We start from the raw sequence: 15,455 nt of genomic DNA, 5'->3' as shown, positions 1-15,455 counted from the left end.
GGACCGGGCCTACCGGGGCGGGCGCCGTGGCCGCCACGGGGGCGCGGCCACGGCCGGTGAAGGCTTTGAGCCCTTCCCTCTGCCCATGACGCGCGCCGTCTAACGCAGGAACAAAAACTACTCTAAGCAAGACAAAGTTACGTCAGGTCATCTTTGCCATCAGAGACACCTTTTCGTGGCACATGCGGCGGCCACGGCCCCATGAAGGCCCTGTTTGATGCCTCTTGTCCTTTATGTCCTTATACGTACACTTGTCGCCCATGGGACAGTGGCGAGGCCCGGACGGCATCCTGGTAGAGGCGATCATTCTGGACGACCGTCCGCTGCTGCGCGTCACCCACCGCGTCAACGGCCGGACCTACCTGCGCGGCTACTGCGCCACCGTCGCCGAACTCGGCGATCACGGCGTCGACTTGGCCGACCTCGTGGAAGACAAACGGCTTGACCATCTGTAGACCCCGATACACCACTGTCGATCAAGCGGACGGGGTACGGCCTGCTCCATGGTGCGGCTGCCGGCGTACGCGCCGATGCTCGCCCAGCTCGGCACCCTGAGTTCCGTGCAGGGCCCGGACTGGGCCGTGGAGATGAAATGGGACGGCGTGCGCGCCCTCGCCTACCTCGAGAACGGCGCCGTCCGCCTGATGTCGCGCAACGGCAAGAACATCACCCCCGCCTACCCCGAACTCCAGCTCATGGCCGGCGCCACCGGAGGCCGCCCCGCCGTCGTCGACGGGGAGATCGTGGCCTTCGACGAGGCCGGGCGGCCCAGCTTCGAGGCCCTGCAGCCCCGCATGCACCAGCGCAACCCGGCCGCCGTGGCCGCGCTGGCGCGGGCGGTGCCGGTGACGTTCATGGCGTTCGACATCCTGCACCTCGAGGAGGCCAGCTCGGTCACCCTGCCCTACGTCCAGCGCCGCGACCTGCTGGAGGGCACGTTCACGCCCGGCTACCGGTGGGAGGTGCCCGTCTGGTTCCCCGACGACGCCCGGCGTGCCCTCCGCTCCTCCCGGGAGCTCGGGCTCGAAGGGGTCGTGTGCAAGCGGATGCGGTCGCCGTACCGGCCGGGCAAGCGCACGGGCGAGTGGACCAAGGTCAAGAACGTCAGCGCCGTCGAGGTCGTCATCGGCGGCTGGAGTCCCGGCGGCGGGCGGCGCTCGGGGATGATCGGGTCGCTGCTGCTGGGCGCGTACGAGCGGCCGGGGCGGCTGCTGTTCGTCGGGCACGTCGGCACCGGGTTCACCCAGGCCATGCTGCGCGACCTGCAGGACCGGCTGGCGCCGCTGGAGCGGCCCGACCCGCCGTTCGCCGAGCCGGTGCCGCGCGAGCACGCCAGGCACGCGCACTGGGTGGAGCCGCGGATGGTCGGCGAGGTGCAGTACGCCGAGGTCACCGGTGACGGCATGCTGCGCCATCCGTCATGGCGCGGGCTGCGTCCGGATCGCGAGCCGGCCGACGTCGGCACCGCCGAGATCCTCCAGCAGCGCACCGGCGGCGACGCGGCGGCCGGCTGACCGCCCATCACCCCCGATCACGACACGAACCCCATCACTACGCTTCGCCGTTCTCAAGTGACTTAAAGTGATCATGGGTTGGCCGATCTGATCTGTTCGGGGGGACACTGTGCCGAGAACTCTGGTCACGACGCTCACCGCGCTGGCCGGCGTCGCGTTCGCGCTGCCCGCCGCGGCCGACCGGCCACCGCCCGCCACCCCGGGGCGACAGCCCGCAGGCGCCGGAGACGACCAGGTCTGGGGCGCCGAGTCCTCCCCGCTCATGCGACCCCGCCAGGCCGTGCGGTACTGGACCCGGGGCAAGCAGGCCAAGGCCGACGCCGCCGACCTGCCCGCGACCCTGCCGAGCCGGCCGCCCTCCGCCCAGCGGCGCACCGTGCCCACGGCCGAGCGGCTGACCCCGGGCGGGGACGCCAACGGATACGCCCCCGTGCGCCGCCCGTACGCGGACGCCGCGCACAGCAGGATCACCGGCCGGCTGTTCTTCGTCAACGCGGCCGGCAGCGGCGACTCCTGCAGCGCCTCCGTCGTCCGATCAGCCGCCGGGCTGCTCGTCGTCACCGCCGCCCACTGCGTCTACAGCGTCCCCCAGGGCGCCGCGAGCGGCCACTGGCACAGCAACTTCGCGTTCGTGCCCGCCTACGACGGGCAGGCCTCCGCCGAACGGCAGCGGGAGCCGTACGGGCGGTGGGGCGGGCGGCGCGCCTGGAAGCCCGACGGCTACACCGGGCTCGGCGGCGGCGACTGGAATTCGATCTACGACATCGCCCTCATCGAAGTGGGCAAGAGGAACGGCACCCTCCAGGACGCCGTCGGCGCGTTCACCCCGATGCGCAGCCACAGCGGCAGGCACACCATCGTCACCATGGGCTACCCGGGAGTGCTGGGCAGGAAGCCGTACGACGGCAAGGACCAGCTCTCGTGCGTGGCCAGGACCCAGCCGGCCCGCGTGGCCGCGACGGCCGGGGCTTGGAAGCTGGAGACGTACAACTGCCACCTGTTCAAGGGGCACAGCGGCGGCCCGTGGGTGCTCGAGGGCACCCAGGACCTCGTGGGTGTGCTGTCGGCCGGCACGGACGACGACCACTCCATCGGCTACTCCGTCGCCAACGCCCTCGACGCCGAGAGCTACGGCGCGATCGTCAGGCAGGCCGACCCGCACGGCGTGTACGACGCCCTGTCCGTCGAGGCCTCGGGGCCGGCGAAGCCCGTCAGGCGCGGCGGCGCCGCCACCGTCACCGCCACTGTCGCCATGCGAGGGCTGATGGCGGCCGCCAAGGTGCCCCTCACGCTCCGGATTCCGGACGGGGCGAGCCTGGGTGAGGTTCGCGGGGCGGCGTGCGAGCGGGCCGAGCGGGAGGCGACATGCGTGATCGGCGCCGTCCGCCCCGGCCGGCCGGAGCGGGTCTCGGCCCGCGTGCACGTCGCCCGGGGCGCCGGGCGGTCGCTCCCGGTCACCGCGCAGGTGACCTCCAGTGCGCTCGACCCGTCCCAGCAGGACAACACGTCCGTCGCCCGCGTCCTCACCCGGCGATGACTTTTCCCGGGCGCGCGGGCTGAGGTCCTTCGGGGGTTGTCGTGGCGGGCGGGGGGCGACGCGGCGCCCCCCTCGGCCCGCCCACGGCGCTCTGCCGCACGCGGCGCTCTGCCGCGACCGCCCGGGGCACAGCCATGCACGCCGCGGCTTTCGGGCGCGCAGGGGCAGAGCGGCGCCAAGGCACTCGCATGCGCGCGGCCACAGCGATCAGCCGCACTTTCGCCAGGGCCATGACCACCGTGGGCGCAGGCACGCGCCACGGCGCTCAGGCGCACCTGCCCCGGCCACAGCGCTCAGGCGCACCTGCCCGGGCCACGGCGCTCCGGCACCCCCCGGAGCATGGCGCTCGGCCGCATCCGCGCATGGATCCGTGGGGTGCGCGTCCACGGCGCACCGCGCGCTTGGTGGGCGCGGACCCCCGCCAACGCGACCGTGAGCCCGCCGCCGGCCCGGGCCGCGCTTTCGGGTGCGCGGAGGTAGGGCGGCGCCATGGCAGTCGCGCAGGCCGCGGCTTCCGTGGGTGCGAGGGCGGGGGTTACGGGGTGGGCTGGAGGGTGGGTTCCTTGATGGTGCGGGACAGGAGCCAGGCCAGGAGCGGGAACGCGATCAGGCAGGCCAGCGCCGTCCGGAGCGAGGCGGCCTCCGCGATCGCGCCCACCAGCGGGCTGGCCAGGCCGCCCACGCTCACCGCCAGCCCCAGCGTCACCCCGCCGGCCGTGCCCACCCGGCGCGGCAGGAAGTCCTGGCCCAGCGTGACGTGCAGGGAGAACGGGGCGTACAGGGCGATCGAGGAGGCGGCGACGAAGGCGTACGCGAGCGGGCCGGGCGCCAGTGCCACGCCCGCCACCGCGGGGATCGCCACCGCGTAGGCCAGACGCATCGTCCGCACCCGCCCCCAGCGGGCGGCCATCCTGCCGCCCAGCACGGTCCCGGCGGCCCCGCCGGCGAACAGCACGAACAGCGCCACCGCACCGGCCGCCCCGCCGCCCATGTACAGGGCCACGAACGCGCTCAGGCCGACGTACACGACCGAACGGAAGACGATCACCAGCGTCAGCCGGGCGAACGACGGCCAGTCGTCCCGCCCCTGCACCGGCGCCGCGGCCCTGGCCTCCTGGCCGCCCCCCGCCAGCGCGCGGATCGCCGGAAGCGTGACCACCGCCCCCAGCACGGCCGGCACCACCAGGAGCGGCGAGGCCCCCAGCCCCCACACCGCCAGCAAAGGCGTCACCAGCACGGGCGCCGAGGCGAAACCCAGCGTCCCGCCCAGCGAGAACCAGCTCATCCGGACATGGCTGCCCTCGCTGGCGATCCTCGCCAGCCGCGCCGACTCCGGGTGGTAGGCGGCCACACCGAGCCCGGACAGCGCCACGGCCAGCCAGGTCAGCGCGTACGAGTCCGTCACCCCGCCGACCGCCACCCCCGCCCCGGCCACCACCATGCTCACCGGGATCAGCCACGGCATCCGCCACCTGTCGGTCAGCACGCCGAACACCGGTTGCACGATCGACGACAGCAGCGTCGCGGCCAGCACGATGCCCGAGACGGCCACGTAGCCGTACCCGCGTTCGGCCACCAGGAACGGTACGAGCGCCGGCACCGCCCCCTGGTAGAGATCGACGGCGGCGTGACCGGCGGCGAGCATGGGGATCCTGTTCACCCTCCGATCTTTCCCGGCCGCCACCTGGCTCGCTTCCGATAAAATGCCAATTCATGCCGCAAATCCGCCACATGCCGGAGGCGCCCACCGGGCGGCGGCCGCTCGCGCCCGGCGCCGGCATCGACGCGCACCGGCACGACACCCACCAGATCGTGTACGCCTGCCGCGGCGTCCTCTCCGTCACCACGAACGCCGGCACCTGGGTGGCCCCGGCCAACCGGGCGATCTGGGTGCCCGCGGGCACCGTTCACGAGCACCGCGCCCACGGCGACACCGACCTGCGCCTGGTCGGCCTCACCGGCAACCCCCTCGCCCTCGACCGGCCCGCCGTCCTCGCCGTCGGCCCGCTGCTGCGCGAGCTGATCATCGCCTACACGGACGACACGGCCGGCGGGGCCACCCCCGACGACGGCGGCGAGCGCGCTCGGCTGCTCGCCGTGCTGCTCGACCGGCTCAGGCGCGCCCCCGAACAGCCCTTCCACCTGCCCGCCCCGGAAGATCCCAGGCTGGCGGCCGTCTGCGCGATCCTGCACCGCGACCCCGCCGACGGCAGGACCCTGGCCCGGCTGGCCGCCGCGGCCGGCACCAGCGAGCGGACGCTGGCCCGCCTCTGCCGCCGCGAGCTCGGCATGAGCTTCCCGCAGTGGCGCACGCAACTCCGCCTGCACCACGCGTTGCTGCTGCTGGCCGACGGCGTCCCGGTGACCGCGGTGGCGCACCGGTGCGGGTGGGCGTCGGCGAGCGCGTTCATCGACGTGTTCCGGCGGGCCTTCGGGTACACCCCGGGCCGGGCCTTCACCTGAGCCCTTTACATTGTAGATTCGCTACAATCGTTGGCCGTGAGCAAATCGAAAGGCAAAGCGGGCGGCGGCACCCCGGCCACGATGGCCCTGACCAAGGCCAAGGCCGAGTTCACGCTCCACCCCTACGATCACGACGCCTCCGCCCAGGCCTATGGCGAGGAGGCCGCGGACGCGCTCGGCGTCCCGTACGAGCGGATCTTCAAGACGCTGGTGGCGGAGGTCGAGAGCGGGCTCGCGGTGGCGGTCGTGCCGGTGGCGGGCAAGCTCGACCTCAAGGCGCTGGCGAGCGCGCTCGGCAGCAAGCGGGCCGCGATGGCCGACGCGGCCAAGGTGGAGCGGGTGACCGGATACGTCGTGGGCGGCATCAGCCCGCTGGGCCAGCGCAAGCAGCTCCCCACCGTGGTCGACTCCTCGGCGCTCGACTTCGAGACGATCTACTTCTCGGCCGGCAAACGCGGGCTGCAGATCGAGACCGCGCCCGACAACCTCATCACCCTGACCAGGGCCGTCACCGCCCCCATCGGCAAGGCGGGCTGAGGCCCTTCCGGCAAGCCGCGCCTCGGTGCCAGTCCGTCGTGGTACGGGCGAGAGGCGGTGCCCAGCGGTGGGGACGGGAACCGCGGCTACGGGCGCCGCCGCCGCTCGTACGGCACCGGCCACTCCAGTGGCGGCTCCATCGCGCGCTCGCCGAGCAGCCACTCGAAGATCATGCGGTGCCGCCTGGCGAAGGCCCGGTCGCCGCGCCGCTTCTTGCGCCGCTCCTCCTCGGCCAGGGCCTCCTCCAGCCCAGGTGTGTGGCCGCCGCCGAAGCGGCTCATGTCCGGCCCGTGGAACCCCTTTGGCTCGACGTCCCGCAGCGCGAGCCGCATCGACTCCACCCAGATCGGGCCGGGCAGCGACGCGCCCTGCACCGAGCCGTAGTACTGGTCCCCGATCTGGACGCCCTGCAGCGGGAAGCGGTACGAGCCGCGGATGTCGCCCACGCTGACCGCGGCCGCCAGGTTCGGGGTGTATCCGGCGAACCAGGCCGAGGTGTAGCCGTTGTTGGTGCCGGTCTTGCCCGCGGCGGGCCGGCCGAGCCCCTGGCCCTTCATGGTGCCCTTGTCGAACACGCCCTCCAGCACGTGGTTGACCGCGTCCGCGACCTCCCGCTCGATGCCCTGCACGCAGGACGGCGGCACGTGCGTGCGCCGCCCGTCCCTGCCGACGATCTCCACGATGGCCAGCGGACGGCAGTAGCGGCCCCGCGCCGCGAAGGCCGCGAACGACGCCGCCACCGTCACCGGGTCCATCTCGTTGACGCCCAGCGTGAACGTCGGCACCTCGTGCAGCGGCCTCCCGTCGGCCCTGACGACGCCGAGCGCCCTGGCGGTCTTCACCACGTTGCAGAGCCCCACCTTGCGCTCCAGCATCATGTAGAAGATGTTCACCGACTTCCAGGTGCCGGTCTCGATGCTGTGCGGGCCGCCCTCGCCCTCGCCGCTGGCGTTGAGTATGCGGGTGCCCGGGGCGTTCACCGGCCGGCCCGAGCAGTCGCGGTAGCCCTGGCCGGGCACCAGCGCCCCCGGCGTCTCGAAGCCGTCGCCGAACCTCCACCCCTGCTTCAACGCCGTGGCCAGGGTGAACACCTTGAACGTCGATCCGGCCTGGAAGCCCTGCCCGCCGCCGTGCGCCACGTCGGCGGCCAGGTTGAAGGTCGTCCTGGGGCCGTTCTTCCTGTTGCCGGGGTTGCGGCCGAACCGCTTGCTCGCCGCCATCGCCCTGATCCGGCCCGTCCCGGGCTCGACCATGGCCTCGGCGGCCACCTCGGTGTCCTCGGGGTGCACGTGGCGGCGGATGGCCTGCTCGGCGGCCTCCTGCGCGATCGGGTCGAGGCTGGTCCTGATCGTCAGCCCGCCCCTGGCCATCCTGGACTGCCGCGCGGCCGCCGTGTTGCCGAACACCGGATTGGACAGGAGCTCGCGCTGGACGTACAGACAGTAGAACGGGTAGGAACTCTGCGCGCACCCGCCCGGCTCGGGCCTGAGCCTGAGGGCGAGAGGCGCGCGCTTGGCGCTCGCCGCCTGATGCTGCGTGATCAGCTTGAGCCCGGCCATGCGGTCCAGCACGAGGTCCCGCCGCTCCTTCAGCCGCACCCGGTGCGCCTGCCCGAGCGAGGGGTCGGTCGCGTACGGTATCCGCACCGCGCCCGCCAGCGTGGCCGCCTGCGTCAGGGTCAGCCGGGCGGCAGAGGTGGAGAAGAAGCGCCGGGCCGCGGCCTCCACGCCGTACGCGCCGGCGCCGAAGTAGGCGATGTTGAGGTAGCGCTCCAGGATCTCGTCCTTGCGGTACTTGCGTTCGAGCGCCAGCGCGTACCTCAGCTCGGTGATCTTGCGGGCGAGGTTCGGCGCGCGGGCGCGGTCGCGTTCGACGTCGGTGCGGGCGCTCTCCACCAGGATGTTCTTGACGAGCTGCTGCGTCAGCGACGAGCCGCCCTGCCTGATCCCGCCCGCCTGGGTGTTGGCGAGCAGCGCCCGGAAGGTGCCCCTGACGTCGAGGCCGCCGTGCTCGTAGAAGCGGGCGTCCTCGATGGCCACGATCGCCCTGCGCATCACCGGCGCCACCGCGCCGAGCGGCACGGCCGTCCTGTTGGCCTCGTAGAACTGCGCGAACGGCCGGCCGTCCTTGTCCAGCAGCCTGGTCACCTGCGCGAGCGGCTCCTCGCGCGGGGCGGGCGGCAGGTCGACGAAGGTGTTCGCGACGTTCTTGACCGCGAGGCCGCCCCCGCTCACCACGGGCACGGCCACCGCGGCCACCAGCACTCCGCCGATCGCCCCCGCCAGCCCGAGCGCGCCGACGGATCTCAGTACGGTCACTCAGGAGGTCTGCAACCGGACGATCACCGGCAAACGCCCGCTTCCTACCTTTTTACTGGTGCCTGCGGATGTTCAGACCCAACGACGCGAACTGCTCGAACGGCTGGTGGTATCCGCGCTCGATGTGGTGCACCCCGCGCAGCGTGGACGGCCCGTCGGCCACCGCCGCCGCCAGCACGGCCGAGAACCCGGCCCTGATGTCGGGCAGCGTCACGTCGGCGCCCTTGAGCCTGGACACGCCGCGCACGACCGCCGAGTGCCGGGCGTTGGTGTCGTGGTAGCGGCAGGCGGGGCCGCCGAGGCACTGGTCGAACACCTCGATCTCGCAGCCCATCTTCTGCAGCGCGGGCACGTACACCAGACGGTTCTCGAAGACCGTCTCGTGCAGGACGGACATGCCCTGGCTCTGCGTGAACAGCACCATCAGCGGCGTCTGCCAGTCCGTCATGAACCCGGGGTGGGTGTCGGTCTGCACGGCCGCCGCGCGCAGCCCCTCGGGGGGCGCGGTGGCGCACAGGTACTCGTCGTTGATGTCGAACTGGGCGCCCATCCTGGCCAGCGTGGTGATGGCGGTGACCAGGCGGTCCTGCGGGCAGCCGTGCACCCGCACCTCTCCCCCGGTGACCAGGCCCGCCGCCAGGTACGAGAACGCCTCGATGCGGTCGCCGTTCAGCCAGGTGGAGGCGCCGCGCAGCCGGTCGACGCCCTCGATGACGATCCTGCGGTCGGGGGACAGCTCGATCCTGGCGCCCATCCGCTGCAGGAACAGCGCCAGTTCCACGACCTCGGGCTCCATCGCGGCGTTCTTCAGCACGGTCTTGCCCTCGGCCAGCACCGCCGACATCAGGATCGTCTCGGTGGCGCCCACGCTGGGGTACGGCAGCTCGATCCTGGTGCCGTGCAGGCGGCCGGCCTTGGCGAAGATGCCGGTGTCGCCCACCTCCACCTCGGCCCCCATCGCGCGCAGGGCCTCCACGTGGAAGTTCACCGGCCGCCGCCCGATGGGGTCGCCGCCGACCAGCGGGACGAACGCCTCTCCCGCCAGGTGCAGCAACGGGCCGAGCATGAGGATCGGGATGCGGTTGAGCCCGGTGAACGCGTCGGGCACCCGCGGCTCGATCTCCGGCCCGCGCTCGATCGTGATCTCCGAGCCGGAGATCCGCACGTGGATGCCGAGCGCCTCCAGCATGGCCGCCGTGATGCCGACCTCGCCCACCTCGGGCGCGTTGTGGATGCTGCTCTCGCCGTTGCCGAGCATGGCGGCCACCATGTGCTTGGAAACGCCGTTCTTGGAACCGCGTACCTGGACGTCTCCCCGGAGCGGACCGGAGGGTTCAATCAGCCAGACCTCTTCTGCAATCACGAGGCGAGCCTAACCGGGGGATACCATCGAGCTGATTCGGACGTAGATATGAGGGGGAGTGGCGTGACGAGGGAAGTACGCCCTTTTGCGGTAACTGTCCTCGCACTCGCCACTCTCGGGATCGCGGCCGGGCTGCTCTGGTCCGGGGTGTCGCCGCGTGCTCCGTACCAGGTCACGGAGCAGGGGACGGTGCTGGCCGACCCGTCGACGCAGGCGCTGATCGCGGCCGACGGCTGGTTCGCGGTGATCACGGGCGGGCTGGGGCTGGTCTGCGGCGGGGTCGCGTGGTTCGCCGGCCGGCGGTGGATGCTGGCGGTGCTGCTCGGGTTGTGCGCGGGCGGGATCGCGGGCGCGCTGCTGACGTTGTGGGTGGGCTCGACGTTCACGATCGGGGCGGTCACGGTGGAGGCCGCGGCGGCGCCCGGGGTGAAGATCGTCCCCGGGGCGCTGAAGCTGACCGCCTCCGGCGTGCTGGTGTCCTGGCCGCTGGTCGCCGTGGGCTTCTTCGGCCTGCTCGAAGGCATGCACGGCTACCGGGAGTCGCCGCTGCGGCACCCGTACGGTGAGCCGCTCTAGAGGGGCGGGCGGCGCAGGCCGTGCTGGGTCGCCTGCTCGAACGCGCGGGCCACGCGCAGGACCCTGGCGTCCTCGAAGGGCCTGCCCACGATCTGCACCCCGACCGGCAGCCCGTCCGGCGTGAACCCGGCCGGGACGGAGGCGGCCGGGGCGTGCAGCACGCTGATCCAGTAGGCCGAGCGCATCCACGCCAGATAATCCGGTAGCTCCTGCCCGTTGATCTCCTTGACGTGGGGATGCTCGACCGGGAACGGCGGCACCTGGCTCACCACCGTGATCAGCACGTCGTAGGTGTCGAAGAACGCGGCCATCCGCTGGTAGAGGCGGCTGCGGGCCTGCTCGGCCCGGGCCAGGTCGGCCCCGGTGACCTTGCGGCCCTGCTCGACGTTCCAGGCGGTGTTGGGGCCGAGGCGGTCGAGGTCGCCGAAGGACAACGCGTAGTTCCACGCCCGGTAGGTCCGGAACGCGTCCTCCGCGTCGGACAGGTCCAGCTCGACCTGCTCGACGCGCGCGCCGAGGCGCTCGAACACCGCGGGCGCGGTGGCGGTGACCGCGGCCGTCCGCGGGTCCACCGGCAGCCCGCCCAGGTCCGGGCTCCACGCCACCCGCATGCCCGCCACGCCCTCCTCGGGCTCGGGCGCGAAGACCTCCTTGATCGCGTACGGGGAGCGGCGGTCGAACCCGGCGATGACCCCGAACATCAGCGTGACGTCCTCGACCGTCCGCGCCATCGGCCCCAGGACGGACAGCGTGTACCAGGCGTTGACGTCGGACACGACCGGCACCCGGCCGGGGGTGGGGCGCAGGCCCACGACGTTGCAGAACGAGGCCGGGTTGCGCAGCGAGCCGCCCATGTCGGAGCCGTCGGCCAGCGGCACCATGCCGGTGGCCAGCGCCGCGGCCGCTCCCCCGCTGCTGCCGCCCGCCGACCTGGACAGGTCGTAGGGGTTCCTGGTGGCGCCGAACACCTCGTTGACGGTGTGGGAGCCGGTGCCGAACTCGGGCGTGTTGGTCTTGCCCACGGTGATCGCGCCCGCCGCCCGGAGCCGCCGCACGATCAGGTCGTCCTGGTCCGGGACGTTGCCGGCGAAGAGCGGCGAGCCGTAGGTGGTGCGGATGCCGGCGGTGTCCACGAGGTCCTTGTGCGCGACGGGCAGGCCGTGCAGCGGCCCGTCCGGCTCCCGCGCGTCCGCGGCCTCGGCCGCCTCCAGGGCCTGCTCGGCGACCAGCGTCACGATGGCGTTGACGCGCGGGTTGACCTCCTCGACCCTGTCGAGGTGCGCCTGGACGACCTCGACGGCGCTCACCTGCCCCGTCCTGATCAGGTGCGCCAGCTCGGTCGCGCTGAGGTAGTGCAGTTCGCTCACCCTTGCGATCCTGCCCCACGGCTCGTGGGCGGGCGACGGCGAGGGTTGCCGAGGCCGCCGCACCGCCCCTGGTGAGGGTCGCCGTCAGGCGCCCAGGCAGGCCGGGCCCAGGAGCTCCTTGAGGTCGCCCATCAGCGCCGGGGACGGGGTCACCCGGAGGCGGTCGTCCACGCGCATGACGGTCGTCTTGGGGCCGTTGTGGACCTGGAGGTGGACCTCCGAGGTGCCCGGGTGGGTGGTGAGGATCTCCTTGAGCCGGCTCACCACCGGGGGTGTGCAGCGGGTCAGCGGCAGGCTCACCAGCAGCGGGCCGCCGGCCTCCTGGGTCAGGTCGGGCGCCGTCACCTCCATGGCGATGATCTTGGCGACGTCCTCCCGCTTGTCGATCCGGCCCTTGACGAACACGATCGCGTCCTCGGCCAGGATCGTCGCGCACAACTGGTACGCCGACGGGAAGATCATCACCTCGATCGAGCCTTCGAGGTCTTCCAGCTGGGTCAGCACCCAGGTGTCGCCCTTCTTGGTGACCTTGCGCTGCACCCCGCTCAGGATGCCGCCCACGGTCACGATCTGCCCGTCGGGCCGGCTGTCGTCCTGGAGGGCGGCGATCGAGCAGTCGGCCCCGGCCGCCAGGATGTGCTCGACGCCGAACAGCGGATGGTCGGAGACGTAGAGACCCAGCATCTCCCGCTCGAACTGCAGCAGGGTCGTCTTGTCCCACTCCCCCGGAGGGACCTGCACGTCGAACGTCTGGTCCTCGCCGCCCTCGATCGCCCCGAACAGCGAGTCCTGGCCGATGGCCTCGTTCTTCTTGATGTCGATGATCGCGTCGACGGCCTGCTCGTGCACCATGACCAGGCCCTTGCGCACGTGGCCGAGCGAGTCGAAGGCGCCCGCCTTGATCAGCGACTCGATCACGCGCTTGTTGCAGACGAGCGCCGGCACCTTGCGCAGGAAGTCCTTGAAGTCGGCGAAGCGGCCCTTCTCCTTGCGGGCGGCGATGATGCCGTCGACGACGTTGGCGCCGACGTTGCGGATGGCCGACAGGCCGAAGCGGATGTCGGTGCCGCGCGGGGTGAAGTCGAAGTCGGAGTCGTTGACGTCCGGCGGGAAGACCTTGATGCCCATGCGCCGGCACTCGTTGAGGTAGAGGGCCGACTTGTCCTTGTCGTCCTTGACCGAGGACAGCAGCGCGGCCATGTAGGCGGCCGGGTGGTTGGCCTTGAGGTAGGCCGTCCAGTAGGACACCAGGCCGTAGCCGGCGGTGTGGGCCTTGTTGAAGGCGTAGTCGGAGAACGGCAGCAGGATGTCCCACAGCGCCTTGACGGCCGCGTCGGAGTAGCCGTTGTCCTTCATGCCCTGCTCGAAGGTCACGAACTGTTTGTCCAGCTCGGCCTTCTTCTTCTTGCCCATCGCGCGCCGCAGCAGGTCGGCGCCGCCCAGCGAGTAGTTGGCGACCTTCTGCGCGATGGCCATGACCTGCTCCTGATAGACGATCAGGCCGTGGGTCGTGGACAGGATCTCCTTCAGCGGCTCTTCGAGCTCGGGGTGGATCGGGGTGATCTCCTGCTGGCCGTTCTTGCGCAGCGCGTAGTTGGTGTGCGAGTTGGCGCCCATCGGGCCGGGCCGGTAGAGCGCGAGGGCGGCGGAGATGTCCTCGAAGTTGTCGGGGCGCATGAGGCGCAGCAGCGAGCGCATGCCGCCGCCGTCGAGCTGGAAGATGCCGAGCGTGTCGCCCCTGGCCAGCAGCTCGTAGGACTTGCGGTCGTCCAGCGGCAGCTTCAGCAGGTCGATCTTCTCGCCGGTGGTGGCCTCGATCATCTTGAGGCAGTCGTCGATGATCGTGAGGTTGCGCAGGCCCAGGAAGTCCATCTTCAGCAGGCCGAGCGTCTCGCAGGTCGGGTAGTCGAACTGCGTGATGATCGCGCCGTCGGAGTCGCGGCGCATGATCGGGATGTGGTCGGTCAGCACCTCGGCCGACATGATGACGCCGGCGGCGTGCACGCCGGTCTGCCTGATCAGGCCCTCCAGGCCCTTGCCGAGGTCGATCGTCGCCTTGACGTCGACGTCTTCCTCGTAGAGCTTGCGCAGCTCGCCGGCCTCGGCGTAACGCGGGTGGTCCTTGTCGAAGATGCCCGACAGCGGGATGTCCTTGCCCATGACGGCGGGCGGGAAGGCCTTGGAGACCTTGTCGCCCAGCGCGTACGGGTAGCCCAGGACGCGACCGGCGTCCTTGATGGCGGCCTTCGCCTTGATGGTGCCGAACGTGGCGATCATGGCGACCTTGTCGGCGCCCCACTTCTCGGTCACGTAGCGGATCACGTCGCCGCGCCGGCGCTCGTCGAAGTCGATGTCGACGTCGGGCATGGACACGCGCTCGGGGTTGAGGAAGCGCTCGAAGATCAGGCCGTGCGGGATGGGGTCGAGGTCGGTGATGCCCAGCGCGTACGCCACCAGTGAGCCGGCCGCCGAGCCACGGCCCGGGCCGACGCGGATGCCGTTGCTCTTGGCCCACATGATGAAGTCGGCGACCACGAGGAAGTAGCTCGGGAAGCCCATCTGGATGATGACGCCGAGCTCGTTCTCCGCCCAGGCGCGGTGCTCCTCGTCCACGCCCTCGGGGAAGCGGCGCTCGAGGCCCTTCCAGACCTCCTGCCGGAAGTATTGCTCTTCCGTCATCCCGTCGGGGATGGGGAAGGTCGGCATCAGGTTCTTGTACTCGAAGAAGCCGGCGGGATCGACCTTCTCGGCGACCAGCAGCGTGTTGCGGCAGCCCTCGGCCCACAGGTCGGAGGAGTCGACGGCGCGCATCTCGTCGGCGGTCTTGATGTAGTAGCCCGTGCCGTCGAAGCGGAACCGGTCGGGATCGGACAGCTGCTTGCCGGTCTGGATGCACAGGAGGGCGTCGTGGGAGGCGGCGTCGGACTCGTAGGTGTAGTGGGAGTCGTTGGTGACCAGCGGCGGGATGCCCAGCTCCTTGCTGATGCGGGTCAGCCCGTCGCGGACGCGGCGCTCGATGTCGAGGCCGTGGTCCATGATCTCCAGGTAGAAGTTGTCCTTGCCGAAGATCTCCTGGAATTTCGCCGCGGCCTTGAGCGCCTCGTCGTACTGGCCGAGCCGCAGCCGCGTCTGCACCTCGCCGGACGGGCAGCCGGTCGTGGCCATCAGGCCGTCGGCGTGCTCGGCCAGGATCTCGGCGTCCATGCGCGCCCACTTGCGCACGAACCCCTCGGTGTAGGCGCGTGAGCTGAGCTTCATCAGGTTGTGCAGGCCGGTCTTGTTGCGCGCCCAGATGGTCATGTGGGTGTAGTAACCACCCGCCGAGACGTCGTCCTTCTTCTGGTGCGGCTCGCCCCACAGCACCGGCTTCTTGTTGTGGCGGTTTTCCGGCGCCACGTAGGCCTCGATGCCGATGATCGGCTTGATGCCGGCGCCGGTGGCCTGCCGGTAGAAGTCGTAGGCGCCGTGCATGTTGCCGTGGTCGGTGATCGCGATCGCCGGCATGCCCAGGTCGCCGACCTGTTTGAACATCTGCTTGAGCCGGGCGGCCCCGTCGAGCATGGAGTACTCCGTATGCACATGCAGATGCACGAACGAGTCGCTGGACGACATGGAGCGGCGCCTCCCGGTCTGATGGTGAAGATGTGCTCCGACTCTAGTGCTCCCGACCGACATTCCGGGGCCGCACCGCGCGATCATCCGGACCGGCGCGCCGGGGACACTCGCGGCCAGCAGCGCCGATATCGTCGATGTCACACAAAGTAGTGAAGGGGACACTCG

General features: G+C 71.4%; 11 protein-coding genes. 6 read left to right on the top strand and 5 right to left on the bottom strand.

The features are described 5' to 3' along the window. The first annotated feature begins 260 nt into the window (after window positions 1-260). The 3 genes from ID574_RS43715 to ID574_RS43705 all read left to right on the top strand — a co-directional run bounded on the left by ID574_RS43715 (window position 261) and on the right by ID574_RS43705 (window position 3,051). Window positions 261-455, top strand: a complete 195-nt coding sequence (locus tag ID574_RS43715) for a hypothetical protein (protein ID WP_188194948.1) — start codon at window positions 261-263, stop codon at window positions 453-455. A 48-nt stretch (window positions 456-503) separates the two neighbouring features. After that, on the top strand, window positions 504-1,514 hold the full coding sequence (gene ligD, locus ID574_RS43710; protein WP_188194947.1) for a non-homologous end-joining DNA ligase: 1,011 nt from the start codon (window positions 504-506) through the stop codon (window positions 1,512-1,514). Window positions 1,515-1,623: 109 nt separating this feature from the next. Next, on the top strand, window positions 1,624-3,051 hold the full coding sequence (locus tag ID574_RS43705) for a trypsin-like serine peptidase (protein WP_188194946.1): 1,428 nt from the start codon (window positions 1,624-1,626) through the stop codon (window positions 3,049-3,051). Window positions 3,052-3,586: 535 nt separating this feature from the next. Here ID574_RS43705 and ID574_RS43700 read toward each other — a convergent pair. Further along, window positions 3,587-4,711 carry an MFS transporter gene (locus tag ID574_RS43700; protein WP_223167689.1) on the bottom strand — a complete coding sequence of 375 codons (1,125 nt, stop codon included), beginning with the start codon at window positions 4,709-4,711 and terminating at the stop codon, window positions 3,587-3,589. 53 nt (window positions 4,712-4,764) lie between these two features. Between ID574_RS43700 and ID574_RS43695 the strand changes: the two genes are divergently transcribed. Next, complete coding sequence (locus ID574_RS43695; protein WP_188194945.1) at window positions 4,765-5,514, top strand: AraC family transcriptional regulator; 750 nt, start codon at window positions 4,765-4,767, stop codon at window positions 5,512-5,514. 81 nt (window positions 5,515-5,595) lie between these two features. Further along, window positions 5,596-6,051 (top strand): Cys-tRNA(Pro) deacylase, encoded by a 456-nt coding sequence (gene ybaK, locus ID574_RS43690; RefSeq protein ID WP_188195124.1) that lies wholly within the window; start codon window positions 5,596-5,598, stop codon window positions 6,049-6,051. Between the two features lie 86 nt (window positions 6,052-6,137). On the opposite strand, the gene ID574_RS43685 is transcribed toward ybaK, so the two are convergent. Further along, window positions 6,138-8,369, bottom strand: coding sequence for a transglycosylase domain-containing protein (locus tag ID574_RS43685; protein WP_188194944.1), 2,232 nt, complete (start codon window positions 8,367-8,369; stop codon window positions 6,138-6,140). A 52-nt stretch (window positions 8,370-8,421) separates the two neighbouring features. Continuing rightward, on the bottom strand, window positions 8,422-9,732 hold the full coding sequence (gene murA, locus ID574_RS43680; RefSeq protein WP_223167688.1) for a UDP-N-acetylglucosamine 1-carboxyvinyltransferase: 1,311 nt from the start codon (window positions 9,730-9,732) through the stop codon (window positions 8,422-8,424). Window positions 9,733-9,795: 63 nt separating this feature from the next. On the opposite strand from murA, the gene ID574_RS43675 reads away from it, so the two are divergent. Then, window positions 9,796-10,308, top strand: coding sequence for a hypothetical protein (locus tag ID574_RS43675; RefSeq protein ID WP_223167687.1), 513 nt, complete (start codon window positions 9,796-9,798; stop codon window positions 10,306-10,308). Here the strand turns inward: ID574_RS43675 and ID574_RS43670 are convergent. Next, on the bottom strand, window positions 10,305-11,675 hold the full coding sequence (locus ID574_RS43670) for an amidase (protein WP_188194942.1): 1,371 nt from the start codon (window positions 11,673-11,675) through the stop codon (window positions 10,305-10,307). The genes ID574_RS43675 and ID574_RS43670 overlap by 4 nt on opposite strands. An 84-nt stretch (window positions 11,676-11,759) precedes the next feature. Next, window positions 11,760-15,287: a DNA polymerase III subunit alpha gene (gene dnaE / locus ID574_RS43665; RefSeq protein WP_188194941.1), complete on the bottom strand. Its 3,528-nt coding sequence runs from the start codon at window positions 15,285-15,287 to the stop codon at window positions 11,760-11,762. Between the last annotated feature and the right edge of the window lie 168 nt (window positions 15,288-15,455).

The sequence above is a fragment of the Nonomuraea sp. SYSU D8015 genome (assembly GCF_008065375.1).
Classification (GTDB): Bacteria; Actinomycetota; Actinomycetes; order Streptosporangiales; family Streptosporangiaceae; genus Nonomuraea.
Note: the sequence above shows the minus strand (reverse complement) of the source record. Positions and strands in the feature narration are given on the sequence as shown.